This window comes from Kiloniella majae, assembly GCF_002118315.1.
GTDB lineage: Bacteria > Pseudomonadota > Alphaproteobacteria > Kiloniellales > Kiloniellaceae > Kiloniella > Kiloniella majae.
In genome coordinates, this window is the sequence record NZ_MTSZ01000004.1 from 302,597 (window position 1) to 326,787 (window position 24,191).

Genomic DNA, 24,191 nt, shown 5'->3' on the forward strand with positions numbered 1-24,191 from the left:
TAGCATAATTTATTGTCTTCTACGCAAAGGACTTTACTTCAATACCAATAAACAGGCTGATTCAATTGGGATCAAGATGCACATCAGTAATTTCCTTTAATCCAAAATAAAAAGCCAAGCCCACGTTAAGCGCTTTGGTTTGGGAGTCTGACTATGCAGAGTTTAGGAACTTATGATTATGTGATTGTCGGGGCCGGAACAGCCGGCTGTGTTCTGGCAAATCGACTATCCAAAGATCCGAATAATTCTGTGCTTTTGTTGGAGGCTGGTGGAAAAGATAATTATCATTGGATTCATATTCCTGTTGGCTATCTCTACACGATTAATAATCCCCGAACCGACTGGTGTTTTTCAACGGTTAAAGAGCAGGGATTAAATGGTCGATCCTTAAGCTATCCTCGCGGTAAAGTCCTCGGCGGTTGTTCCTCAATTAACGGTATGATTTATATGCGAGGGCAGGCGAGAGACTACGATCAATGGCGGCAGATGGGGAATGCCGGTTGGGCGTGGGACGATGTTCTTCCCCTGTTCAAGCGGGGAGAGAATTACCATAAGGGAGATTCAGAATTCCACAGTGATCAGGGAGAACTCAGGGTTGAAGAGCAACGTCTTTCCTGGCCGATCCTCGATCGTTTTCAAGAGGCTGCGGCAGAGGCTGGTATTCCCCAAACAACGGATTTCAACAAAGGTAATAACGAAGGGGTTGGGTATTTTGAAGTAACGCAAAAGAAAGGGGTGCGGTTTAGTGCAGCCCGTGCGTTCCTTTACCCCGTTAAAGAGCGGAAAAATCTGACGGTTCTCACTCAAGCTCAAGCACGAAGAATAGTGTTGGAAAATAAAGTAACTAAGGGGCTGGAGCTTGATCATAAGGGGATCCGTTCGGAGGTGAAGGCAAGAAAAGAGCTTATTCTATCTGCTGGCGCGGTGGCGTCGCCTGTGTTGTTGCAAAGCTCTGGTATTGGCGGTGGAGAGCTTTTGACTGGCCACGGCGTTGAGGTGCAGCACGAACTGGCTGGTGTTGGTGAAAATTTGCAGGACCATTTGCAAATTCGAACTGTTTTTCAGGTCTCGGGTACAAAGACACTTAATGAAATGTCTCACAGTCTTTTTGCCAAAGCAGGTATGGCGGTGGACTATGCCCTGTTTCGAAAAGGTCCCTTGTCGATGGCACCAAGTCAATTAGGATGCTTCGCAAAGAGCAACCCGGGATTGGAGACACCTGATCTGGAATATCATGTCCAGCCGCTTTCAACGGATAAACTGGGTGATCCGCTTCATAAATTTCCCGGCTTTACGGCTTCGGTCTGCAACTTGCGGCCTGAATCCCGTGGTTCTGTGCATCTGAACGATCCCAAAGGTGAGGAGATGCCAAGGATTGCCCCGAATTATCTCTCGACAGAAGGAGATCGGCAGGTGGCAATTAATGCGATTAAACTGACGCGTGAGATCTGCGCAAGTCCGGCATTATCAAAGCATTCTCCGAGGGAGTATCTGCCCGGTTCTGATGTTGTTCGTGATGAAGATATCCTGAAGGCTGTCGGGGATATTGGCACAACGATTTTTCACCCCGTCGGCACCTGTAAAATGGGATCTGATTCGATGGCTGTGGTGGATGAAGAACTTCGGGTTCATGGCATAACGGGATTACGGGTTGCTGATGCTTCAATCATGCCGACCATTACCTCTGGCAATACCAATGCGCCAACAATTATGATCGCTGAAAAGGCGAGTGATTTGATTCTTGGGGCAAAGAATTCAAGCTAAATCAATCAGGGTGATTTCCGGTGGCACGCCAAAGCGGACTGGTAATATGGAACAGCCGAGACCCCCTGAAACGACAAGGTTTTTGTTGTCTTCGATAATATGCCCATAGGCATAACGATTTCCATAACGGGATGGAACAACCGGTGAGTAATTAAACAGTCGTATTTGGCCGCCGTGGGTATGTCCACAAAGGGTGACGCCAATTTTAGAACTCACTTGTGGGAAAATATCTGGTTCATGGGCAAGCAGGATACTCGGTGCATCATCTGTGATTTGTGACATTAATTTTGGAAGGTTATCTCTGCCAATATATCCCTTTTCCCTGTCCAGAAAAGCGTACTGATCTCCAAGTCCTAGAAGCCAGAACGGCTTTCCCTGATGGAATAGTTTCAAAGCTGAATTCTCTAATACGGGGATACCTTCTGCTTCAAGATCTTTCTGTGCAAGTGGAGGACCCTGTCGGGTTCGCTGGGCAACGGGATCATCCCACCAATCATGATTACCCAGGATAGCGTAAGTTCCCAAAGGTGACCTCAGTTTTGCAAAAACCCTTGCTGCGGAACGAACAGAAAGATGGCGCGATATGAATCTATGCCCGGCGACATAATCCCCAAGCAGCACAACAATATCAGGCTTGGTGTTATTTGTTTGCTCTACAATCTTCTCCAGACGTTCGATTGACATATAGGGCTCTCCTATATGGGGATCTGCCAACGCTGCTATTCTTAGTGTCATTCCTTTTGGCCAGTTGGTGGGCGAGACGGGATGGCGACAAATCGACATCCTGAAACCGGGCTCGAGAACAAAGCCATAACTGGCCAGACCTGTTAATAGGCCTGCCCCACCAAGGAGAAAGCGAAAAAATTGTCTGCGTGAATACATGACAGGTGATTAAATACCGGAATGAAAATTATAGAGTTTACATACGCCAAAGATGCCATGGAACTTTGAGCGAATTATGACTGGAGATATCAAAACTAAATTCTGTCGTATGACGCTTTTAAATAAAACGCGTGTTTTTCAATAAGCTGTTTATCGTAAGATTATTCTTCTGTTTTGAGAAAAGTAAGGACGATGCCACCGATGGCGATCAATGCTGTGCCTAAAATTACACCGAGGGTGGGGATTTCATCAAAGAAGATAAACCCGATAAGGCCTGCAAAACCAAGCCAAGTGTAATCAATAGGGCCAAGAACTGAAACCTTTGCAATCCGGTACCCTCTGATAATGCAGTATTGTGCCGATATGGCGACAGGGCCTAATAGTAGGAAAGGCAAGTTGTCGATAATTTCAGTTGATATCCATGTGGATGAGGCGGGCAGGGCAACAAGGCCAATGCCAAAAAAATTCACGTATAACAAAACAGTCATGGGGCTTTCTGCCTGACTAAGTGTTCTTATCAAAATTGCCTCGGCGGCAATGAGTAAGGCCCCGGCAATGGCAATTGCGGCGGGCCATAGATAGGAAAGATTGAAATTTTGAAAGGCACCGCGTGATATCATGACCACACCTGCGCCAATGCTGGAAATAATAATCGCACCCCAGTGGAACTTACTGATGCGTTCGCGTAGAAAAATTATTCCAAGTGCAATGATAAAGATAACGTATAACAAGCTGATTGCTGTCGCATCGAGGATTGGCATATTGGCAGAGGCATAAACAATGGCAACGCCGCCATAACACCCCAGTATAGCCCTGACAAAGTGGGTTTTGGCCCTTTTGCTTCGATAGGTGGCATGCTTGGCTCTAAAGCGAAAGGCCAGAGCTAAAAGAAGGGTGAAGCCGCTGATGTAACGGAGAAATATGACTTGTAGGGGAGAGGCAACACCTTCGGCAAATTTTCCAGATGCAAAGACAATTGAAAAGAGAGCAGTGCCAGCTAGAACCCAAAGTATAGCCTGACTGTTATCTGATTTGGTAATGGCTTGCATATTCTTTCTTGGGTTAATTTTTCTCCTGTAAATAAAAGAGAAACTATTGCAAAATCAAATGAGAAGAATTCACTCTGCGTAAGGTTATCTAATGCAAATGCTGAATAAAGTATCTTTCAATGCGATCCGTATTTTTGCTCTGGTCGCTAAACATGGCAGTATTTCGCTTGCTGCTGATGAGCTTTGTGTAACGGCAAGTGCAGTGAGCCATCAGATCAAGAATCTGGAAACCCACTTGGGGATCAGTCTGTTTGCCCGTAAGAACAACTCAATTACCTTAACGGATACCGGGCACAGCTTTCTTAGTGATGTCAGCCCAGGATTGGCAATTTTAGAACAGGCAACGGAAAAACTCTTTCGCGATAGCAACGAGGTCGTTGTTCGTGTTTCCGTTACCTTTGCTGTTCGCTGGCTTATTCCTTCCCTTGAAAGGTTTAAACATCGTTATCCTACTGCCAAGATTAGAATAGAAACCAGTGGGTTTGCGGATGTTTCGTTGGACCCATTTTCTGACATTGCGATTACCTATCGTCGAAAAGGAGATTACCGGGGTAAAGAGGATATTTTGTTATCTGATTATTGTTGTCCCGTTCTTTCGCCTGATTTACTGGCAAAATCCGGATATGGGCAACCCAAAGACATTCATCATGTGCCTGCTTTGAAATGTACCGAGAACAATTGGGACTGGGGATTATGGTGTGCCGAAGTAGGCATCGATCAAGCGACAATAGATTTTGCCGATCAGTTTGATATTGATGATGCGGCGTTACGGGCTGCCGTCGCTGGATTGGGTATGGTCTTGTCTCCAGACTTTATGATCAAGACAGAAATTGAAAACAAATCACTGATCAGATTGCCGGGATTTGAGGCTATTGAACTGGGGCGATATTGTTTGCAACAGGGCGTACATCGAGACGGGATGGTCGAAAAGTTCAGAAACTGGCTCTTTGAAGAGATGGCGATCGTTAGTAAGATCTGAGAATTTTCAGCGGAAAGAAAGCTTATATTTAACTGATGACCAGATCATGTGCCTCAGAAAGACATGTTTTTATTACCAAATATGATGTGTCATTAAACTGTCACATTAGAGTCACGAAACGATAATTTGTCATTTATCTGCAACGAAACTATCACAAATCTGAAATTACCCAATCTTGGTGTATGAAAGTTTGAAAAATGGCATCTTCTGATCCGTCAGGAAATACGAATTCATCGTCATCAGACGATATGAAGTTAGCAAAACCATCTCTGGATAAAGACTTAAGCAAAATTGTTACGATGGAAGAGGCGACGCGCTCTATATCGCAACATCTTTTTGCACCAGGCCTTGCTATTCTATTCCTGGCGGTTGCTGGTGGCTTTGCCAGTATCCTGATCGGGGCGCAGCCAAACGCGGTTTATATCATTGTTGCGGCAACTCTTGGTGGGTATATGGCGCTGAACATTGGTGCCAATGATGTGGCAAACAATGTTGGTCCTGCTGTTGGGTCACGGGCTTTGACCATGACCGGGGCGCTGATTATTGCGGCTGTCTTTGAAAGTGCCGGGGCACTGTTGGCGGGCGGTGATGTTGTTTCGACAATCTCCAAGGGGATTATTGACCCGTCACTTGTACCTGATAGCCAGACCTTTATCTGGGCAATGATGGCGGCACTGTTGTCATCTGCCCTATGGGTTAATCTTGCAACCTACATCGGGGCACCAGTTTCAACGACACACTCTGTTGTTGGTGGTGTGATGGGCGCTGGTATCGCTGCCGTGGGTTTTGGTGCCGTAAACTGGTTTACCATGAGTAAGATTGCGGCCAGTTGGGTGATCTCACCTGTCCTGGGTGGTGTTATTGCAGCTCTTTTCCTTGCCTTTATCAAAAGCAATATCATTTATCGGGATGACAAAATTGCAGCTGCGCGTCGTTGGGTGCCGATGTTGCTCGCGATCATGGCGACCGCTTTCTCGTGTTATTTGATGATGAAGGGGCTGAAGAAGATCTGGAAACCGGACTATGCAACTGTTGCTATGATTGGTGTTGCTATCTTTGTTGGATCGTATGCGTTGTTAAAGCCGGTTATTCGTAAACAGTCCGAAGGTATGGAAAATAGAAACCAGTCTTTGAGAGAGCTGTTTCATTTACCCCTGATTTTCTCTGCGGCTTTGTTGTCTTTTGCACATGGTGCGAATGATGTGGCGAATGCTGTTGGACCTTTGGCTGCTGTTTTACACGCAGTAGAATCAGGTGATATCGCCGCGAAGGTTTCTATTCCGATCTGGGTGATGATTATTGGTGCAATTGGTATCAGCCTTGGTCTTTTCCTCTATGGCCCTAAACTCATCCGTATGGTTGGAGAGCAGATTACCAAGATGAACCCAATGCGGGCTTACTGTGTGGCGCTTTCAGCTGCTATTACTGTGATCATGGCATCGGCTTTGGGATTACCGGTTAGCTCAACACATATTGCTGTGGGTGCTGTGTTTGGTGTTGGTTTTTTCAGGGAATATTACACCAAGAAAAGCAAGCGTCGTCGTCAATATGTGCGACAACACGAGCGTCACCCCGAAAGCGAACACGAAGGTGTTGTTTCTGATCGTGAAGAGATTGGGCGCCGTAAACTGGTTCGTCGGTCCCACTTTACGACCATTATTGCAGCCTGGGTGATCACAGTTCCTGCGGCAGCATTACTGTCTGCCTCAATCTTCTTTGTGATAACGTTTGTGCTATAAAACGTTTTAGATCACTGAATATGAAAAAGCTCCTACACAGGAGCTTTTTTTGTTTTGAAAGCACGCGGTTCGACATTAATGCTAACAATTCCCCAAGATGAATGATCCGAAGTATCACCTTCTTTGGTTAAGTAATAATCCAGTCTTGTCAAAGACAGATTGCCAATGGAAAGGCCAAGCGCTTTTTCGGATTTGAGATCCAGTGCATGGGCAACTGCTGCTCGAATTGTGCCGCCATGGGTTACTGCAATAATATCTTTTCCGCTATATTTTTGATTAAGAACATCAATTGATTTTGCCGTTCGGGAAATAAGATCTTCGAAACTTTCTCCACCCGGGGGGGCTTCGGATGCAGGCGCATGCCAAAAACGATGCCATGCATCACCCCGAATTTCGCCGAGTTCCTGATGCGTCATACCATGCCAGTCACCAAATGACTGTTCCTGAAAGTCGTCAATGACATCATAAGCGGGAAAGTCATTAGCCTGGATTTCTGCACGAATAGCATTGGCCGTTTGACGGGTTCGTTTGAGCGGTGTTGTCACCCAGATGGCATCATCGGGCAGGATCCCAGCGAGAGCTTGAAAACTCTCTTTGTCATGACAGTCACAATTTAGATCCAGATTACCATATATCGTGCCGTTGTTTTCGGTGACAGGCGCATGCCTGATCCACCACCATCTGGTTTGTGTCACCTGTGCCTCCTAGGCGATATAACTTAACAGGACGAGATAGGTCATGATTTCACACAGTTGAACCGCAGTGCCAAGGACATCACCGGTATACCCGCCAACCTGTCGCATTGTTAGCCATGATAAAAACAGAACCATTAGGACATTGGAGACAAGAACAATCAAGACAGATAGAGGAGGCAGAAAAATAAACAGGAAGAGTAAAGTCAGTAGCAGACTTCCATAACTGCTTCGTAGTTTGGGTTTCGCGGCGGTTGCAGCCATCCCGCTTTTCTTGGCTAGGGGAAGGTGGCTCATCATCAAGGGGGCAAGACCTCTGCCAATTATATGTGCCGAAATGTAAATGGCGAAAATCTGGGTCAGTATTGCCCATTGATAGTTGTCTGCACCCATCGGGCTTAGCTGTGCCAAAGAGAGCAAACTACCTAATAACAGAGTGCGTAGTAGAACTGAGATACCAAGGGCAAGAACACCATAGCTCCCAACGCGACTATCCTTCATAATCTCAAGCTTGCGTTCCGGATCGTGACTGCCACCAAAGCCATCAGCAACATCAGCAAGACCGTCTTCGTGCAAGGCGCCAGTGATGAGGATGCTGGAAACAATTGCGAGAAGGGCACAAACATAAAGCGGAAGCGAGAGGTAGAAGCTCAAGACCAGTACCGTGGCGCTGATAAAACCAACCAGAATGCCGATAAGGGGGAAAGACCAGGATGCTTCTGCTAGACTGCGGTTTGTTGGGTTTCCTTCTTTGTCCATTGGATAAGGCACAGGTATCCGCGTCATAAAAGCAAGGGCGATGCGTATGTCCTGTTCAAACTGCTTTATCATGTTCAGCCATTGATGTGGTTTATCGTTCTGTTGAGCTGTCATGTTGCCTTATCCGGTGTATATGCGACAAAGTGAGTGGTTCTGAGGTAAAGACAATGGCTTGCTGCTATGTTATGGCTTGGGCCAGAGCTTTAAAACCGATTAAATCGGGTTATCAACGCACAAAGAAACAAATGCCGCCCCAAAGCGGTTCTGTAAAGGTATTTGATAGCCAGAAGGCATCGCAATCCTGTGTTAAATCAGGGGCAAGGGAGATAATAAACTATGTCAGACGCGGCATCTATTTCGACGCTGGATGAAATTCATGTTCTGCTCAAGGAGTTACCGGGACCAAGTCGAGAGGCAGCAAAAGCTGCTGAAGAAAGACAGTCCCAGCTTACAAAGCCCCTGGGAGCTTTAGGACGCCTAGAGGAACTGGCAATCTGGCTTGCTGCATGGCAGGGAAAGAAGAAGCCACAGGTTGAACGTCCGTTTACCGCTGTTTTTGCCGGAAATCATGGCATTGCAGCAAAAGGGGTTTCCGCTTATCCGACCGAAGTTACCAAGCAAATGGTGGCGAACTTTATCCACGGTGGTGCGGCAGTTAACCAGCTTTGTGGGTTAGCCGATTCAGATCTTCGTGTTTACGAGCTCGCGCTTGATGAGCCAACGGCTGATTCTAGCGAGCAGCCGGCAATGGAAGAAGAAGACTTCGTGCGCGCGATTGCCTATGGAATGATGGCTGTCGAAGAAGGCATTGATGTTTTGGCTGTTGGTGAGATGGGTATTGGCAATACGACATCAGCTGCGGCGATTTGCATGGCTCTTTACGGTGGTGATGCCGCTGACTGGGTGGGACGTGGTACGGGTGTGGACGACGAAACACTTGCCTTGAAAACCAAACTAATCAATCAGGCAATTGAACTGCACAAACCAACTTTTACAGATGATCCTTTTCAGATTTTACGGTGTGTTGGTGGTCTTGAACTCGCGGCAATTGTCGGGGCTGTTATTGCGGCACGCCTTGCCCGTACCCCGGTTGTTCTAGATGGTTATACCTGTACAGCAGCAGCGGCTGTTTTGCATGCAATTGATGACAGGCTTCTTGATCATTGTGTTGTCGGGCATCAATCCGTTGAACCCGGTCATCAGGCTTTGATGGCAAATATTGGTAAAGAACCCTTGCTGGATTTCAATATGCGTCTGGGGGAAGGTTCCGGGGCTGTGCTTGCTCTGCAAATCCTGAAGGCAGCCTGTGTGTGCCATAATGGCATGGCCACCTTTGCCGAAGCCGGGGTTAGTGGCCCGGCTTAATTCTGGTCCCGGCTTAACTCTGGCCTATGTAAAAACACGAACGATTTTATGGGGGAGTAGCGTTGCTATTCCCCCATTTGTAATAAGAGGCCCCGTTTTCTGGCAACGTGATAAGCCCATAAAAACACACCGATTGCGATAGAGAAGTAGAGTACATTCAAGAGCAGGGAGTGGATGAAAAGATCAAGTTGAAAGCCTTGATCAAAAAGGATAGCGCGCATACCTTCAAAGACAGGTGCTGTCGGTAACCCCCATGCAAGGGCTTGTAGCCATTCGGGCAAGATGTCTACGGGGTAGTAGACCGCTGAAATCGGTGCAATCAGAAAGATGGTTAACCAAGCCATGGATTCAGCACCCAGCCCGACCCTGAGAATAAGAGCACAAACCAAAAGGCCAATGGTCCATCCCATCATCATCAGATTACTGAAAAAAAGTATCAGTGGTAATCCCAGATCGTAGAGCGATACCTCGTAAAAAAGGATTGCAAGAAAAGTGGCGGGGAGAATACCGATGAGCGTTCTGATCATACTCATGACCATCAGGGCAGTTAAAAACTCGTAGGGGCGAAGAGGGCTGACGGCCAGGTTGCCAATGTTCCGGGACCAAAGCTCTTCCAGAAAAGAGAGGCTGAAGCCAAGTTGTGCGCGGAAGAGAATATCCCATAGAAGCACCGCCGACACCAAAACACCTGCTGCTTGGGCGATGTAGCTACTGTTTGTTAAGAGGAACTGTGTGATGAACCCCCAGAGCACAATCTGAATAGATGGCCAGTACATAAGCTCAAAAATACGCGGCCAGGAAGCGCGCATCAGGTAAAGATGGCGCATCATGACAGACTGTATACGGATCAGCGCGGACGGGGTATGCCTTATCCGGGGAATAGTAGTTGTGGTTTGAGATGTTTGGTTTGATGAGTTTGACATCTAAATATCCCCGTACTCGAGATCGTCATGAGGCGGTTTTCTGGGGATATCTTTTGAGGATGCATCATCACCCGCTTGATTTGCTGATTTTTTTCGATCACGCGCGATATCAAGAAAGACTTCCTCCAGATTTGTCCGGCTATAGCGATGTAACAGATCAGCTGGCGTTCCCTGATCGACAATTGTGCCGTATTTCATCATCAACACATTGTCACAAATGCGTTCGACTTCTGTCATGTTATGGGACGCCAGCAAGATCGCAGCGCTGGTCCGTTTTTGATATTCTTTTATATAGCTTCTGACCCAATCCGCGGTATCCGGGTCCAGAGAGGCAGTTGGCTCATCCAGTAAAAGAATTTCAGGTTCGTTGATCAGGGCTTTGGCCACAGAAACTCTCGTTTTCTGGCCTGCGGACAAGCTTCCCGTTGGGCGGTTTAATAATTCAAGAAGGTCGAGTTCTTTGGCCAGATGCATCAAACGTTCTTTGGCGTTGATAATGCCATAGAGTTTACTGAAAAACATAAGGTTTTGCCGAACGGTCAGTCGTCTGGGCAAATCCACATAGGGGGATGAAAAATTCAGACGATGCATAACCTTGAAGCGGTCTTTGACCATATCTTCGCTAAGGACTTTAATCATTCCCGATGAGGGTAATAGAATGCCAAGAAGCATGGATATCGTTGTAGTTTTCCCTGCACCGTTTCCACCCAACAACGCGACGGTTTCGCCAGGTTTCACCGCAAAGGAAATTGATTTGACGGCAAGAACATCATCATAGCTTTTGCTGAGATTTTCGACGTGAATAGCGTGCTGGGTCATAGGCTTAATATAACATGATTGGGAAAGTAATCTTGTTCTGTTTTGCTATAGGATGATATCTATTGTGTTATGACACCACAAATATCTTATGAATTATAAAGATTTACTCCCCGAGAGTACAAAACCATGCATAGGGGGAGAGTCTAGAAGATGGAACCAAACCAGTGAGTAGTGCATTTCGATTGGAACCTGAAGTAGGATTACATCCTGACCAAGGTCGTGTTCGTTTAAGAACACTGGTTTTCATCAGGTGGATGGCAATTTGTGGACAAACGGCAGCGTTGTTAATTGCTCATTTTGGCCTTGGGTTAGAGCTTCCATTGGTTGCTGCATTTTTGGTGGTTTTGACATCCGGTGTCTTGAACGTGGCGCAGGTTGCGACGCGCCCGGCATCATCCTGGTTGCGTAACAAAGAAGCAACCATGGCCTTGGCGTTTGATTTGATCCAAATATCGGTGCTGCTGTCTCTGACAGGGGGACTGACAAACCCCTTTTCAATCCTGATTCTTGGTCCGGTAACTGTGTCAGCTTCTATTCTCACCAGACGGAGTACAATTTGCTTAAGTATCTTGGCGATTGTCGCGGTGACAGCGGATGTTTTCTTTTATTTGCCGCTTCCCTGGCCTGAAGGCAGTTTTTTCCTCCATTCGCTTTATCTCTATGGTCTGTGGGCTGCGTTGGTTTTTACAGCTATTTTTTTGGCGGTTTATGTTTCTTCACTAACCGAAGAAGCGCGATCTATGGGCATGGCGCTTGTGGCGTCGCAAATGGCCTTGGCGAGAGAGCAAAAATTATCGGCATTAGGGGGCTTGGCTGCCGCTGCTGCTCATGAACTGGGCAGTCCTTTGGGGACAATGCTTGTTGTCGCAAAGGAAATGAAAGAGGAATTGCCCCCAGATGACATTTATGTGCCGGATGTAGAGCTTTTGATTAGTGAGATTCTCAGGTGCCGAGAAATCTTACAAAACCTTGCGGCTTGGCCAGAGGAAGACGGTGGAGATCCTTATAATTTTATGCCTATCCAAAGTCTTGTTGAAGCGGCCGTTGCACCCTATGAAAAACTGGATATTCAAACGATCATAGAAGCTAAATCACGCGAAAATTCAGGGGAAGAATCTGGCATCGAACATCCGATGGTCGAACGAAGTCCTGAAATTTTACATTCGTTGGGACTTTTTGCTCAAAATGCAATTCAGTTTGCAAAAGAAAAAGTCGATATATCACTAATTTGGGATAAAAGAACCATTACCCTGACGATACATGACGATGGTCCTGGCTTTGATCAACAAGTTTTGGGGCGTTTAGGAGATCCTTTGTTATCTAATCGAGAGCCTACTCAAAAAGCTCTGGTTCAAAAAAATCAAGACCGCCGTAAAGAAGAGGATGGGGACCACATGGGGTTGGGGGTGTTTATCGCGACAACCTTGCTTTCGCACACGGGGGGTAAGGTGACGTACTTTAATCATGAAACAGGTGGCGCGGTTGTCGAAATTGTTTGGCCCCGGCACCGTTTGGAAGTTACTGCGCAATCTGTGTAAAAGGCATCATGTCCGAATTTAACGAATTTTAGGCCTATGAATATTTTGCAAGACAGCTGAGCTTAATGCATCTTTGACCGTCTGTGTCTGGAAGCATAGAATATAGTGAAATAACAAAGAATAGAATTGTCTAGGGGTAACTAGTGATGTCAGAATCGCAAGACGCGGAAAAAAAGAAGCTGCTGATTGTTGATGATGATGAGCGTTTTGCGGAACGCTTGTCTCGGGCGATGGATCGGCGCGGGTTTGGGTCTGTTATTGCCAATTCTGTTGCAGATGGTATCCGCTTGGCGCATTCAGAAGCCCAAGAATATGCTGTTGTTGATTTAAGGCTTCAGGATGGATCTGGCCTTGATGTCGTTAAAGCTATCCACGAAACATCCAAAAATGCGCGGGTTGTTGTTCTCACAGGTTATGGAAACATTGCGACAGCTGTAGCTGCGGTCAAAGTTGGTGCTTTGGATTATTTACCGAAACCTGCTGATCCGGATCAAGTCGCTGCGACCTTGTTACAATCCGGTGCTGATGGCGATATGCCTCCGCCGCCAGAGCTTCCCATGACTGCAGATCGTGTACGTTGGGAGCATATTCAGCGTGTATATGAACAGTGTGATCGCAATGTTTCTGAAACGGCACGGCGTTTGAGAATGCATCGACGGACACTGCAACGTATTCTGGCAAAGTACGCCCCGCACGCTTAAGGCTAGAAAACTTATGAGATGCCTTTGTGTTTTTATAGGTTAGGGAGGCTTTATGGATAGATTAATCCGTGAAAGACTAATCTATCCTTCGTGATCGGCTTCGGCTCTATGACGTCCCATTGCATCTGCAAGGTTCTTAGATTTTTCTTTTTGGGATGCAGCCCAGTTCTTGACAAATTTATCAATAAAAAAGCCTTGCATGAGTTTGATTCCAAGCTCATGCGATGTTGCGATAGCCTCTTCGGCCCCGCAATGGCAAAGGATCATTCTGTTGGGGTCAACTTTTTTAACAGTATTTCTGATTTCATCGCCGCGAGGTGTGGTCAAAAACTTGGTTAAATCCTGATTCCACTGTAGCTTGATCAAGTCAAAGCCCATGGTTCGGCGATCAATCATCGGTAAAGACAGGTGGGTAATACCGTCGAGGCAAATTTTATAGCCTCGCTCTCTTAGAAAATCGCGGGCAAAGGTAAAGCTACCGATATCAGCAAAAACATCTAAAAGTTGAAATTCTATCACGATTGAGCGGCGAACGGATTCCCCTAAGGTGTGATCCAGTTTCAGAAATTCATCTGACAGGGCCGTGGCGACGTTCAGGTTCAGGCTATAGGATCTGCTCAATGTTGAATCGTCATTTTGACGAAGGATGACCAGCATTCGCTTGTCGAGATAACGGGTCAGATCCTGAAAGAGCCAACGATTTGATAATAAGTCATGGGTTGGCAGTAGCGTTTGTTGAAGCTGATCAATGGAAAAGAAAAGTTCTTTGAATAAAGCCTCAGGTTTTTGGTCCTTGTTAACCAGAAAGATTGATTGACGTTTCATAAGGCTTGATAGATCAGCCTGATTAATTGCCTTGGATACTGCGTCCAAGTGCGAAGGCATAAGCGGTATTTTGGGTTTTGCAGGTGGCTTGCCGTGCATTGCCGCAATTGCTTCGGCTTTTTCCCTGCGGATCTGTGTATCAAGATCTTCGTTCATCTTGACTGCAAGGGCGATGAGATCAGCGTATTCGTGTTCCAGGTCAAACCAGCTACAGAACTGATCCGCCTGCAAGTCATAATCCCCGGCAAGCATAGGATCATCACTGAAGAGATATCGAAGTCTCAGGATCGTTTCATCAATTTGGGCGACAGTGGCCCCTGTTGTAACGACGACCAGATCGTTATTGTGTAGCCTGAAAACTGTTCCTGAAAATTTTGCAATAAGGTCTTCGCAAGCATTCTGCGCAATACGTAAATGATGATCCCGTTGGTGGTATGGGCGTAAACGCGATAAGTGAATATGTACTGCACGACGGTTATCGGTTTGTTTACCGATCCGCTTCACATAATCCAGAAAGACCTTTTCTTGGCTGAATTGGCCTTCGGGTTGTTTTGTTGAAGTCGAGTTATCCATAAGGGTAGGCTACATTACATCCAGGTTGCACCATCGTGTGTAACATTATTAACCTTGAGAGTCTTCAAAGTTCGTTAACCCTATCGAAATGACTTATATTTGAGACTTTTTCAATTAAAATATGGCTCTATCAAGCGGATTTCCTTTAAAAAACTTGCCCGTTGTCTGAATTGATAGCAAAAGATAGGCAAGAAACTTTATGAATATTGGTTTGTATTTGGATGACTTCGGAAACTCACTCTTCTATTGATTTATTGGATTTGGTTGCACGTGTCGATGATTTGGCCGGGGCGCGAGTACGGACCGTGGGCGATCTGATGCTTGATCGTTTTATCTATGGCAGTGTGGAACGGATTTCACCTGAAGGACCAATCCCTGTTCTGAAAATCAACCGTCAGGTCTCTATGTTGGGCGGATCTGGAAACGTCCTCCGTAATCTGGCTGCAATTGGTGCTTCAACAAACTTTGTTGCTGTCATCGGTGATGATGCCGTTGGCCAAGAAGTTAGCGACCTTGTTCAAAAAGAAATTGGGCAGGAGCCTCTTAATCTTGTTATCGAGGCAACGCGACAAACAACCATCAAAGAGCGTTTTGTTGCAAGTAATCAACAGCTCCTGCGGGCAGATCGAGAGATGGATCGTGCTCTTGATCCGGATACTTGTTCTCAAATTATAAAGCGCGTTCAAAAGAATCTCGCAGATGCCCCTGTAGTGATTTTATCAGATTATGATAAAGGGGTTTTGAATCAAGAAACCCTGAGCACTATTATTGCTGCTGCCCTTGAGGCAGGGTGTCAAATAATCGCAGATCCTAAAGGCCGGGATTACAGCATCTACAAGGGTGTCAGCATAGTTACGCCTAATCGCAGAGAGTTACATGAAGCAACGGGGATGTCTGTTGATGGAGATGCTGCTGTTGTTGCTGCGTGCCGATATTTGATCGAAAGCTGCGGTATCCAAGGTGTGTTAGCTACACGCAGTGAAGAGGGAATGACTTTGGTCACGTCGGAGGGCGTTGTCGAGCATTTGGGAGCCGAAGCGCGGGAAGTTTTTGATGTTTCAGGCGCAGGCGATACGGTCGTTGCCGTGCTGGGCGCGGCCCTTGCGGCTGGTTTAAATCTTCTTGAAGCATCGTGGCTTGCCAATATCGCGGCGGGTATCGTAGTCGGGAAAACGGGTACGGCAGTTGCTTATGGCAGTGAAATCAGACAAGCGCTTCTTGCTCGAAATGGGCACACTAGCCAAGCAAAGGTTGCTGAGCTGGGTGCTGTGCTGCACCGGGTCGATCAATGGCGTAAGGCGGGCTATAAGATTGGGTTTACCAATGGTAGCTTTGACCTCCTTCATCCTGGACATATTGCATCTTTGCAACAGTCCAGATCAGCGTGTGATCGTTTGATTGTCGGCTTGAACACAGATGCTTCTGTAAAGCGCTACAAAGGTGAAAATAGGCCAATCCAGGACGAGAATGCACGAGCAACGGTTTTGGCGGCGCTGGAAATCGTCGATCAAGTGGTCTTGTTTGACGAAGATACACCGCTGAAATTGATTAAAGCTATTCTACCCGATGTATTGGTCAAAGGGGCCGATTATACGCTTGATCAGGTTGTGGGTGGTGATGTTGTTATTCAGAATGGCGGCCAAGTTATCCTTGCCGATTTAAAAGACGGATTTTCAACAACGAATACCATTGCACGGATAGATAAAGGCAGCGAATAGAGTACTACTTTCCTTTTGATATGTTCAGATAACGAGAACAGACCAAAGAAATTGGCTTCTTGTGATGAAATTATTCAGATTTAAATAGTCTGAGTGTGATTGTTTCTACGCGAAAAAATGTACGAGTGCGGCAATCATGATTGCGGGGGCCAACCAGAAAGCACTCGCCAGAGCATAGGCAACATACCCAGAAGCCTGTCCTTCGGATTTTAAACGCTCGTAGGCGCGTCTTTCGCGGCCAAGTAAAAAGATCAGATAGAAACGATGTCTACCAAAGGGAATTGACCTTCGAACTTCGACGGGGTGTTTCGCATAACCACGTGCCCCAAACATCTGTTTGATGGCGTGCTTTTGATCGTCGGTGAAGCTTGCGGCAATATCGGGATCAATACGGCTAAAGTAATGCTTGATAAAAGGATCTTCTGAAGAACCGGGTCTTTTATCTGTATTTTTTTCTATACTTGCGTTTTGTGTTCTCTCGTCTAATTCAACCAATGCCATGTCCCTTGCAATGCGCACACGCGCACCACCCCCAATAATTTACCTTATCAAGGATAGTGTGACTCGATTCATTTGATTAAACGTTAATGATTTGAATCAGTTAGCTTCTATAGATTGATAAAGGCGTCTTTTTCTTTGTCGTAGCTAAACAACTCGCCTGTAGAAAAATCAAAATACCAGCCATGTAACTGGACCCTTCCGTCAGCTACCCGTTCTTGAATGAAGGGGAAAGTCATCAGGTTTTCCAATGAGTTAAGGATAGATGCTTGCTCAACAGCACGTTGTAACTCTTCGCCGTCCTTGTCACAGCAACTGGCTTTTTCTTTTGCGTCTTTTGCAATTTTTATCCAGTTGGCAATAAATGAGCTGTCATTGGAGTCGTCCAGGATGCCGTCAACAAGAGCTTTGATACCACCGCACATTGCGTGCCCCATAATAATAATATTTGGGATGTGGAGTTGAGTGATTGCATATTCCAGCGCAGCAGATGTTCCGTGGTGACGATCATCTGCGGCACAAGGAGGCACAAGGTTTGCGACATTGCGGACCATAAAAAGATCGCCAGGTAAGGTCCCTAGTATTGAAGATGGTTCAACACGGGAATCGCAGCAACTGATGACCATTGCTTTTGGTGATTGTCCTTTTTCTGCGAGCGACTGTAATAGTGCTTCATCTCTGCGGTAATCTATTGTGTGATAAGCGTGATAGCCTTTTATCAGTGAATTGATTTCGCTCATTTGGCATCCTATATAGTCATTATTGTATCCCCAGACAGGGATTGAGTATCCGGTTGTCTGTAATTTGTAAACATTTTCGCAGTTGTTTTACGCTTTTTGATGAGAGAGCGTAAGAGTTTGAAACTGAGTTGGGGGAAGATCTTGAGTAGCAATCAGGAAAAAAATCGTTGTGGCTGGGTCAGTGATGAAGCCTTGTATATTGAGTATCATGATAATGAGTGGGGTGTTCCGGTTACAGATGATCAGGAACTCTTTGAGATGCTTATTTTAGAAGGTGCGCAGGCTGGATTATCCTGGATAACTGTATTGAGGAAACGTGAAAATTACCGACAGGCTTTTGCTGGATTTGATCCGCATAAGATTGCAGAATTTACGAGCGATGATGTCGAACGCCTGATGCAGGATACGGGGTTAGTACGAAATCGTCTGAAAATTAATTCAGTTGTTAGTAACGCCCAGGCTTGGTTGGAAATTATGAAGGCAGGCGAAGGTTCTTTTCGAGATCTTGTCTGGTCTGTTGTTGAACACAAGACGCTTGTGAATGCATGGACTGATTTATCCCAGGTGCCGGCTTCGACAGCGGAATCTGAAAAATTATCCAAGCTTTTGAAAAAAAATGGCTTCCGGTTTGTGGGGCCGACAATTTGCTATGCCTTTATGCAGGCATGCGGCATGGCCAATGATCATACAGTTGATTGCTTTTGTTATGAAAAACACGCACCCAGAACTTAGTGAGCTTTGAAAATGAATTTGAAATTACGTAATATGATCAACAAGGTATCTTTGTGTTTTGGCGCTGGTTTACTTGTTTTCTCTTCGGCTGTTCAAGCGGAAGAGATTGGAGAGGTGGATACGGTTTTTAAATGGTTAGGTCCTAACCATAAGATTGTGATTGAAGCCTTTGATGATCCAAAGGTAGAAGGTGTTGCCTGTCATCTCAGCCGTGCAAAAACTGGTGGCATATCCGGGGCTGTGGGGCTGGCCGAAGATACGACTGATGCATCAATAGCCTGTCGCCAAATCGGTCCTATCAAATTCCGTGAAGAGCTCGAGGATGGCGAAGAGGTTTTTACCAAACGCACATCGCTTGTGTTTAAAACCATGCAAGTTGTTCGCTTCTTTGATGAAAAGCGTAACGTTTTGATTTATCTGGTTTATAGCGACAGAGTTATCGAAGGTAGCCCGAAAAATTCGATTACGTCTGTACCAATTATGCCCTGGAATGAAGGGTGACGAAGGTTCGTTCTGTCAAAACGGATAACGAAAATGAAGGGGCTCATAAGAGCCCCTTTTTATTAGCCCTTATTAAGCGGTGTCTCGGGCTCAAGACCAGGAAGATTTTTGATCTGAGCGGGAGATTCCGGCAGGCTTGCCACATGTAAAGTTGACGTTGGAAAGGCAAATGCGCAGTCATTACCTTCGACGATTTCTTTTAACTTGAGGGCGAAGTCTTCTTTGATATTCATCCAATCGCCCCAGTTTGTTGTCTTGGTGAAGCAATAGATCATGATGTCTATTGACGAGCTGTTGAAGGAATCAACATTGACCAGGGTTGTTGCACGGGCATCATTCGTTTCAAAAGCTTCTGTGCCGTAAAGATGATCTTTGATTTCTTGAACGATTTTGCGCAGCTGTTCGCTTGTTGTGTCGTATTCAACGCCGATTTTCCAGTAAATACGCCGATTGGTCATTTTGGAGAAGTTGATAACGGCATTATCGGCGAGTTTGGCATTTGGCACATAAACAGGCGCTTTATCAAAGCGTCTAATACGGGTGGAACGGAACCCGATGTCTTCAACAGTTCCTTCAACAATTCCTTCGATCCGCACCCAATCGCCACGGCTAAAACGTTTCTCTGCAATGATGAGAATACCGGCAATCAGGTTTTTGAACAGATCTTGGGCACCCAGAGCAACGGCAACACCAAAAAGGCCAAGACCGGCAATGATTGCGCCGACATTAATGCCCCAGAGTTCCAGAATACTGGCGGCTCCAAGCAGAACGACACAGATCTTGAGGGCTTTGATGATCCAGTCCACCATAATACTGGTGAGAACAGTCGTGAAACGGTGAAGGAGAAAATCTAGCGGATCGATCAGTTTAAAGACGGCATAAAAAAGTGTGTAGGCAATCAGGGAACGCACAAGATTATTGCCTAATACAGCGGCTTCCCCGCCAAGATTCAAATAATCGAGAGAGAAGAAGACACCAAGGGCAATAGGGATCATTCGTATTGGGCCTTCCAGGGCCTCGAGAGCGTGATCATCTACCGAGTTCTTGGTTTTGCGTGTTAGGACCTTAAGACGATTAACCACCAGCCTTGAAAACAATCCCCGTATAACAAGGAAAGCAAAGAAAATCGCTATGGATGTTATTATATGGCCAATACTGAGTCCAAAAACACCCTGATTCCAGACTTCCAGTGTTATTTCCCAGAACGTTGATAGGTTTTCCATGATATCTCCTCGTTGGTGCGCGAGGGGAGTTTGCTCAGGGAGGCCTAAGTCGTCAAGAGTGAAAGCGGATGTATTTTAGCTTCAAAAGCTTGCTTTGAAAAAAGGTCTGAATGATTTAATCGAACAATGCATCGATATCGTCTTGCCCCATGGCTTCCAGATCGATTTTCTCTTCCTCAGTCATCCCGCCGGCCATCATGTTACCGGAAAGTGTCGCTTGCCAGTCCATTTCAATTTCCATGATTTTATCGGCAGGCAATACATTGTGATTGCCATGAATAACAGCGCTGGCAATATCAATCATATGTCGGATATGTGTGGATGCATCCGGCACCAGTGCGGCAATGGAAACGTGATCACCTGCGGCGAGGGCCTGTTCTATGGCGTCTTTGCTGTCTTTTATCCCTTTGTCCGCAAGTTCAACGGCTTTATCAAAAGGAACCCTGAACTCTTGAGGGGCCGCTTCATAGGCCGCAACGGCAAGTTCCTTGGCCTGAAAACTACTGTCGAGGAAATGTTGTTGATAGCTTTTGGGTTCCCAAGCTTGAACTTCTTCAAAAAGATCCGGCATGTCAGGCACCATTTCCAGCATCATCACAGCTTCGTTGAGATGATTTAAATAATCCGTTGCTAGAAAGCTGGTCTCATCAATGTTTGAGCCAGGTAATTGTGCCCTAATACTTTCAAGATCCACGTAGCTCTCACCTTTATCAATTGCAGTTTCCTGATTAGCTAGCATCATACAGTGTCGTTAACCTATTTTCTGCCAACTATATAAATTTACCCTTAATCCCCTGCAGATAATTCGCATTTGAGAAAAAGCAGTCCCTGATTTTAACATAGGACAACGTAAAGAATATCTTAATTGGCGATATTACTTATACATTAATCACCAATTATTGATGATGGCTTCACTAATGGGCAACTTAGATGCTAACCAACCGAGAATGCGCGCCGGATAATACACACGGGATATATAATACACACCGGATTATGAAATAGCCTTTGTGTAGAGTTTATTTCTTTCGGCTTATTAAAATAACTCAGCCCGCATTACTTTTGTATCTGTCACACTGACCACACCAATATGACGATCAAGCATTGGGAAAATTGCATCCAGCGTTTTCTCCAAACGCTCAGGCTTAACCAAACACACAACCGCTGACATACCTTGTGCGCGACTAATTTGGCCCTCTCTGCTCCAGTGTCCAGAACTTCCCGACCCCCCTGAAACAGGTAGAACACTAAATCCTTTTACACCGGCCTCGATCAGTAAATCGGTGAGACGATTTTCCATGATCTTTTCGATAATTATCTCGACTCTTTTGGCTTCATGCATTTCCATTTCACGCTCCGATCACAGCAGTTGCTATAGTAACATAAAGTGGAATACCCACCGTTAGATTAAAGGGGAATGTGACCCCTAAAGACAGTGTTAAATAAATCGCCGGGTTCGCTTCAGGTACTGCTACGCGCATTGCAGCAGGAACCGCGATATAGGAAGCCGATGCAGAGAGCACCATCAATAGAACAGTACTGCCAAGTGGTAACCCGATTACAAGGGCAAAGATTAAGCCAATTGTTGCGCCTGCCAAGGGCATCAGAACTCCGAACAGAACAGAGCGCCCGGAAACAGCGCCTTTAGCATTCATCAACCCGCGCCCTGCAACAAGCCCCATATCCAGAAGGAACAGGCATAAGACGCCTTTAAAGGGGGCGCTAATAAAGGGGGATATTTCTGAAAGTCCATCTTTTCCAGTGATCAATCCTATAAAGAACGAGCCAATCAACAAAACAATTGATCCGTTTAACAGGATTTCGCGCATCAATTCACCGTCTAGCCCTTTTGAAGCTTTGTTCTTTCGAGAAATCAACCAAAGTGCAGATATGATCGCAGGTGCTTCCATCGTTGCCGCGACAGCGACCATATAGCCATCGTAGGAAATGCCTTGTATTTCCAGGATAGATGATGCTGCGACAAAGGTTACAATAGATATTGAGCCATAGTGTGCGGCAACAGCCGCAGCATCTATGGCTGACATTTTTGTCAGTATTCGTAACAAAACAAAAGCAAGGAATGGCAAGGTGGCGGATAAGATAATACCAGACAACAGGGATAATATTAGCTGTAAATCAATGCCGTATCCTGAAAGACTCGCGCCGCCCTTGAAGCCAATTGCAAAAAGTAAATAAAGCGACATGCCTTTGGCAATAGCTTCCGGGAAGTTCAAATCAGATTTGGCAATCGCAACTGAAAAACCCAATGCAAAGAAAAGAATAATGGGGGATAGTAAGTTTTGCTGCGCGAGTGAAAAAAGTTGTTCCATAAAAACCTCGTCCTAGGCGCTATAAATCGTAGCGATACAGTATATCCACCACGTAAAGCTTCGTTATTTACGTATGATTTGTTCCCGTTATCTAGAGCAGTTTTGCCATCTTGTTAAGATATTTTACTGATTTATTTGATCCAGTGATCAATTCTCATGAATCAGTAGATGATATTGCTGTGCTCAGAGAAACTATTCTTCGCTATGTCGTGCTCTTTATTGGCTTATATTAAGTCACGACCTGAATGGTTTCTTCTCGACGTTTTAGGTGCTTGTTGTAATGGTTTTCAACCAGACGGAAGATCCAGATAAACAAGAAGGTCAGGACAAAATAGAAGACACCTGCGGTAATGAAAGCCTCATAGGGTGCATAGTATCGGGATTGTACGATACGTGCTGCACCCGTCAGGTCAACAAGCGTTATGGTGCTGGCCAATGCACTGCCGTGAAGCATAAAGATAACTTCGTTGGAATAGGCTGGAAGGGCGCGTCTTAAGGCACTTGGGATGATTATACGCCTGAATATCAAGAACTGAGACATGCCACAGGCTTTTGCTGCTTCGACTTCCCCAAAGGATGTCTGTGCCATTGCCCCGCGGAAAATTTCTGTCGTATAGGCCGCTGTGTTTAAGGTAAAGCCAAGCAAGGCAAAGAAGTAAGCTCCCTTTAGAAAATCAAACTCTTTGGTTAAGTCGCTGTAGCCTTCAAACTGGCCTACGCCATAATAAAGAATAAAAAGCTGCACGATAAGCGGCGTTCCCCGGAATGCATAGGTAAAGGCAAAAACGGGATAGTTTATCAGCGGATTTTTCGATAGCCGCATGACGGCCAGTGGAATGGCGACAAGAAAACCGATCAAAAGTGAAAGCGGTACAAGCTTGATGGTGAGGAGCAAACCTTCGAAATATAGAGGTAGTTCGTCTAGTATAATTTGAAAATCCATCAGAGAGCACTCCTTACACCGGCTGAATAGCGTTTTTCAATTATCTTTAGAACCCAAATCGATAATGTTGTTAAAACAAGAAACGCGATCGCGGCAGTAAGATAAAACTTGAAGGGTTGCCGTGTTGCGCCTGCTGCAAGGCCTGCTTTACGGACCATATCTTCCAGACCGATAATAGATGTGATAGCGGTGGCCTTCATGAGAACCAGCCAGTTATTACCAATACCCGGCAGAGCGTGGCGAACCATCTGTGGAAAGAGAATACGTCGATTGATTTGAAACTTTGTCATGCCATAGGCTGTGCCAGCTTCCAGCATACCTCGATCTACAGCCATGATTGCCCCGCGGAACGTTTCCCCCATGTAGGCACCAAAGATAAAACCGATGGTCAGAACGCCTGCAATAAAGGGATTAATGTCAATATACCCCCAATCGAGGTAGGGTTCTGCCGCAACTTTCAGGGAATCTCCTGCCCCGATTACTTCACCAAACCATGCTGTGAAGTTCAATAGGTTTTCTGGCAGATTGTTGACAAAAACTTGGCCACCGAAAAAAATGAGCAGCATCAAGACAAGGTCGGGAACGCCGCGAATGATTGTGGTGTAGCTAAAGGCGATTGAGCTGGCAATCTTGTTATTTGAAAGCCGCGCAAGGGCTGCAAAGATCCCCAAAACACAAGCGACCAGCAAAGATGCCATAGAGATGGAGACGGTAATAATGCCGCCACTAACAAGGATACTATATCCGTAGCCATCAAGGTTAATCATTTTAAATCTTCCGATTTTAAGCCTTTTCAAGTAAGGCTTCTAAAAAAGCACCCCAGACCCCGGTCATGATGATCTGGGCTCTGAGGGTGCTATTTTACTATTTAACCAGGAAACAAGATGGTCATTCCATCATT

General features: G+C 45.8%; 24 protein-coding genes. 9 read left to right on the forward strand and 15 right to left on the reverse strand.

Translation table 11 applies throughout. From position 1 onward, the window contains the following. The first annotated feature begins 153 nt into the window (after positions 1–153). Positions 154–1,764, forward strand: coding sequence for a GMC family oxidoreductase (locus BKB51_RS14275; RefSeq protein ID WP_085901764.1), 1,611 nt, complete (start codon positions 154–156; stop codon positions 1,762–1,764). Here BKB51_RS14275 and BKB51_RS14280 read toward each other — a convergent pair. Together BKB51_RS14280 and BKB51_RS14285 are read right to left on the reverse strand one after the other, a co-directional pair. After that, entirely contained in the window at positions 1,756–2,646 is an 891-nt protein-coding gene (locus BKB51_RS14280; RefSeq protein ID WP_085901765.1) for a metallophosphoesterase, read from the reverse strand. The genes BKB51_RS14275 and BKB51_RS14280 overlap by 9 nt on opposite strands. A 161-nt stretch (positions 2,647–2,807) precedes the next feature. After that, the gene (locus BKB51_RS14285) at positions 2,808–3,695 is read right to left on the reverse strand and encodes a DMT family transporter (protein ID WP_085901766.1); all 888 of its coding nucleotides are present in this window, start codon (positions 3,693–3,695) and stop codon (positions 2,808–2,810) included. Between the two features lie 97 nt (positions 3,696–3,792). On the opposite strand from BKB51_RS14285, the gene BKB51_RS14290 reads away from it, so the two are divergent. Both BKB51_RS14290 and BKB51_RS14295 read left to right on the forward strand, forming a co-directional pair. Then, complete coding sequence (locus BKB51_RS14290; protein WP_158090240.1) at positions 3,793–4,674, forward strand: LysR family transcriptional regulator; 882 nt, start codon at positions 3,793–3,795, stop codon at positions 4,672–4,674. Positions 4,675–4,871: 197 nt separating this feature from the next. Then, the gene (locus BKB51_RS14295) at positions 4,872–6,413 is read left to right on the forward strand and encodes an inorganic phosphate transporter (protein ID WP_085901768.1); all 1,542 of its coding nucleotides are present in this window, start codon (positions 4,872–4,874) and stop codon (positions 6,411–6,413) included. A 32-nt stretch (positions 6,414–6,445) separates the two neighbouring features. On the opposite strand, the gene BKB51_RS14300 is transcribed toward BKB51_RS14295, so the two are convergent. Together BKB51_RS14300 and cobS are read right to left on the reverse strand one after the other, a co-directional pair. Further along, complete coding sequence (locus BKB51_RS14300; RefSeq protein WP_085901769.1) at positions 6,446–7,108, reverse strand: histidine phosphatase family protein; 663 nt, start codon at positions 7,106–7,108, stop codon at positions 6,446–6,448. Positions 7,109–7,117: 9 nt separating this feature from the next. After that, complete coding sequence (gene cobS / locus BKB51_RS14305; protein WP_085901770.1) at positions 7,118–7,978, reverse strand: adenosylcobinamide-GDP ribazoletransferase; 861 nt, start codon at positions 7,976–7,978, stop codon at positions 7,118–7,120. 222 nt (positions 7,979–8,200) lie between these two features. On the opposite strand from cobS, the gene cobT reads away from it, so the two are divergent. Further along, positions 8,201–9,229, forward strand: coding sequence for a nicotinate-nucleotide--dimethylbenzimidazole phosphoribosyltransferase (cobT, locus tag BKB51_RS14310; RefSeq protein WP_085901771.1), 1,029 nt, complete (start codon positions 8,201–8,203; stop codon positions 9,227–9,229). A gap of 65 nt (positions 9,230–9,294) precedes the next feature. Here cobT and BKB51_RS14315 read toward each other — a convergent pair whose 3' ends face one another. Together BKB51_RS14315 and BKB51_RS14320 are read right to left on the reverse strand one after the other, a co-directional pair. Further along, entirely contained in the window at positions 9,295–10,152 is an 858-nt protein-coding gene (locus BKB51_RS14315) for an ABC transporter permease (RefSeq protein ID WP_085901772.1), read from the reverse strand. Beyond that, complete coding sequence (locus BKB51_RS14320) at positions 10,153–10,971, reverse strand: ABC transporter ATP-binding protein (RefSeq protein ID WP_085901773.1); 819 nt, start codon at positions 10,969–10,971, stop codon at positions 10,153–10,155. Positions 10,972–11,135: 164 nt separating this feature from the next. Between BKB51_RS14320 and BKB51_RS14325 the strand changes: the two genes are divergently transcribed. Next, positions 11,136–12,509 carry an ActS/PrrB/RegB family redox-sensitive histidine kinase gene (locus BKB51_RS14325; protein WP_198946748.1) on the forward strand — a complete coding sequence of 458 codons (1,374 nt, stop codon included), beginning with the start codon at positions 11,136–11,138 and terminating at the stop codon, positions 12,507–12,509. Between the two features lie 146 nt (positions 12,510–12,655). Continuing rightward, positions 12,656–13,210, forward strand: coding sequence for an ActR/PrrA/RegA family redox response regulator transcription factor (locus BKB51_RS14330; protein ID WP_085901774.1), 555 nt, complete (start codon positions 12,656–12,658; stop codon positions 13,208–13,210). An 81-nt stretch (positions 13,211–13,291) separates the two neighbouring features. Here BKB51_RS14330 and BKB51_RS14335 read toward each other — a convergent pair whose 3' ends face one another. Continuing rightward, complete coding sequence (locus BKB51_RS14335; protein WP_085901775.1) at positions 13,292–14,608, reverse strand: hypothetical protein; 1,317 nt, start codon at positions 14,606–14,608, stop codon at positions 13,292–13,294. A 221-nt stretch (positions 14,609–14,829) separates the two neighbouring features. On the opposite strand from BKB51_RS14335, the gene rfaE1 reads away from it, so the two are divergent. Next, a complete protein-coding gene (gene rfaE1 / locus BKB51_RS14340) occupies positions 14,830–16,326 on the forward strand; it encodes a D-glycero-beta-D-manno-heptose-7-phosphate kinase (protein WP_085901776.1) in 1,497 nt (498 codons plus the stop codon). 105 nt (positions 16,327–16,431) lie between these two features. On the opposite strand, the gene BKB51_RS14345 is transcribed toward rfaE1, so the two are convergent. Both BKB51_RS14345 and BKB51_RS14350 read right to left on the reverse strand, forming a co-directional pair. Continuing rightward, the gene (locus BKB51_RS14345; RefSeq protein WP_125911848.1) at positions 16,432–16,845 is read right to left on the reverse strand and encodes a hypothetical protein; all 414 of its coding nucleotides are present in this window, start codon (positions 16,843–16,845) and stop codon (positions 16,432–16,434) included. Between the two features lie 89 nt (positions 16,846–16,934). Then, positions 16,935–17,564 carry a carbonic anhydrase gene (locus BKB51_RS14350; RefSeq protein ID WP_085901778.1) on the reverse strand — a complete coding sequence of 210 codons (630 nt, stop codon included), beginning with the start codon at positions 17,562–17,564 and terminating at the stop codon, positions 16,935–16,937. A 141-nt stretch (positions 17,565–17,705) separates the two neighbouring features. On the opposite strand from BKB51_RS14350, the gene BKB51_RS14355 reads away from it, so the two are divergent. Further along, complete coding sequence (locus BKB51_RS14355) at positions 17,706–18,296, forward strand: DNA-3-methyladenine glycosylase I (protein WP_338066539.1); 591 nt, start codon at positions 17,706–17,708, stop codon at positions 18,294–18,296. 33 nt (positions 18,297–18,329) lie between these two features. After that, the gene (locus BKB51_RS14360; protein WP_085901780.1) at positions 18,330–18,797 is read left to right on the forward strand and encodes a CreA family protein; all 468 of its coding nucleotides are present in this window, start codon (positions 18,330–18,332) and stop codon (positions 18,795–18,797) included. Between the two features lie 62 nt (positions 18,798–18,859). On the opposite strand, the gene BKB51_RS14365 is transcribed toward BKB51_RS14360, so the two are convergent. The 6 genes from BKB51_RS14365 to BKB51_RS14390 form a co-directional block, all read right to left on the reverse strand. Beyond that, on the reverse strand, positions 18,860–20,020 hold the full coding sequence (locus tag BKB51_RS14365; protein WP_085901781.1) for a mechanosensitive ion channel family protein: 1,161 nt from the start codon (positions 20,018–20,020) through the stop codon (positions 18,860–18,862). 115 nt (positions 20,021–20,135) lie between these two features. Continuing rightward, on the reverse strand, positions 20,136–20,762 hold the full coding sequence (locus BKB51_RS14370; RefSeq protein ID WP_085901782.1) for a hypothetical protein: 627 nt from the start codon (positions 20,760–20,762) through the stop codon (positions 20,136–20,138). 291 nt (positions 20,763–21,053) lie between these two features. Further along, positions 21,054–21,365, reverse strand: a complete 312-nt coding sequence (locus BKB51_RS14375; protein WP_085901783.1) for a P-II family nitrogen regulator — start codon at positions 21,363–21,365, stop codon at positions 21,054–21,056. 1 nt (position 21,366) lies between these two features. Continuing rightward, positions 21,367–22,347, reverse strand: a complete 981-nt coding sequence (locus BKB51_RS14380; protein ID WP_085901784.1) for a sodium-dependent bicarbonate transport family permease — start codon at positions 22,345–22,347, stop codon at positions 21,367–21,369. A gap of 229 nt (positions 22,348–22,576) precedes the next feature. After that, positions 22,577–23,290 (reverse strand): ABC transporter permease, encoded by a 714-nt coding sequence (locus BKB51_RS14385; protein WP_085901785.1) that lies wholly within the window; start codon positions 23,288–23,290, stop codon positions 22,577–22,579. Continuing rightward, on the reverse strand, positions 23,290–24,057 hold the full coding sequence (locus tag BKB51_RS14390) for an ABC transporter permease (protein ID WP_085901786.1): 768 nt from the start codon (positions 24,055–24,057) through the stop codon (positions 23,290–23,292). Before BKB51_RS14390 ends, BKB51_RS14385 begins: the two co-directional genes overlap by 1 nt. Positions 24,058–24,191 lie beyond the last annotated feature (134 nt).

Excerpts from the sequence above, each read along its gene's own strand:
- BKB51_RS14330 (WP_085901774.1), top strand. The coding sequence starts at position 12,656 with ATGTCAGAATCGCAAGACGCGGAAAAAAAGAAGCTGCTGATTGTTGAT.
- BKB51_RS14295 (WP_085901768.1), top strand. The coding sequence starts at position 4,872 with ATGGCATCTTCTGATCCGTCAGGAAATACGAATTCATCGTCATCAGAC.
- rfaE1 (WP_085901776.1), top strand. The coding sequence starts at position 14,830 with ATGACTTCGGAAACTCACTCTTCTATTGATTTATTGGATTTGGTTGCA.
- BKB51_RS14380 (WP_085901784.1), bottom strand. The coding sequence starts at position 22,347 with ATGGAACAACTTTTTTCACTCGCGCAGCAAAACTTACTATCCCCCATT.
- BKB51_RS14375 (WP_085901783.1), bottom strand. The coding sequence starts at position 21,365 with ATGGAAATGCATGAAGCCAAAAGAGTCGAGATAATTATCGAAAAGATC.
- BKB51_RS14365 (WP_085901781.1), bottom strand. The coding sequence starts at position 20,020 with ATGGAAAACCTATCAACGTTCTGGGAAATAACACTGGAAGTCTGGAAT.
- BKB51_RS14360 (WP_085901780.1), top strand. The coding sequence starts at position 18,330 with ATGATCAACAAGGTATCTTTGTGTTTTGGCGCTGGTTTACTTGTTTTC.
- BKB51_RS14290 (WP_158090240.1), top strand. The coding sequence starts at position 3,793 with ATGCTGAATAAAGTATCTTTCAATGCGATCCGTATTTTTGCTCTGGTC.
- BKB51_RS14390 (WP_085901786.1), bottom strand. The coding sequence starts at position 24,057 with ATGATTAACCTTGATGGCTACGGATATAGTATCCTTGTTAGTGGCGGC.
- BKB51_RS14335 (WP_085901775.1), bottom strand. The coding sequence starts at position 14,608 with ATGGATAACTCGACTTCAACAAAACAACCCGAAGGCCAATTCAGCCAA.
- BKB51_RS14280 (WP_085901765.1), bottom strand. The coding sequence starts at position 2,646 with ATGTATTCACGCAGACAATTTTTTCGCTTTCTCCTTGGTGGGGCAGGC.
- BKB51_RS14385 (WP_085901785.1), bottom strand. The coding sequence starts at position 23,290 with ATGGATTTTCAAATTATACTAGACGAACTACCTCTATATTTCGAAGGT.
- BKB51_RS14285 (WP_085901766.1), bottom strand. The coding sequence starts at position 3,695 with ATGCAAGCCATTACCAAATCAGATAACAGTCAGGCTATACTTTGGGTT.
- BKB51_RS14275 (WP_085901764.1), top strand. The coding sequence starts at position 154 with ATGCAGAGTTTAGGAACTTATGATTATGTGATTGTCGGGGCCGGAACA.
- BKB51_RS14370 (WP_085901782.1), bottom strand. The coding sequence starts at position 20,762 with ATGATGCTAGCTAATCAGGAAACTGCAATTGATAAAGGTGAGAGCTAC.
- BKB51_RS14315 (WP_085901772.1), bottom strand. The coding sequence starts at position 10,152 with ATGTCAAACTCATCAAACCAAACATCTCAAACCACAACTACTATTCCC.
- cobS (WP_085901770.1), bottom strand. The coding sequence starts at position 7,978 with ATGACAGCTCAACAGAACGATAAACCACATCAATGGCTGAACATGATA.
- cobT (WP_085901771.1), top strand. The coding sequence starts at position 8,201 with ATGTCAGACGCGGCATCTATTTCGACGCTGGATGAAATTCATGTTCTG.
- BKB51_RS14320 (WP_085901773.1), bottom strand. The coding sequence starts at position 10,971 with ATGACCCAGCACGCTATTCACGTCGAAAATCTCAGCAAAAGCTATGAT.
- BKB51_RS14350 (WP_085901778.1), bottom strand. The coding sequence starts at position 17,564 with ATGAGCGAAATCAATTCACTGATAAAAGGCTATCACGCTTATCACACA.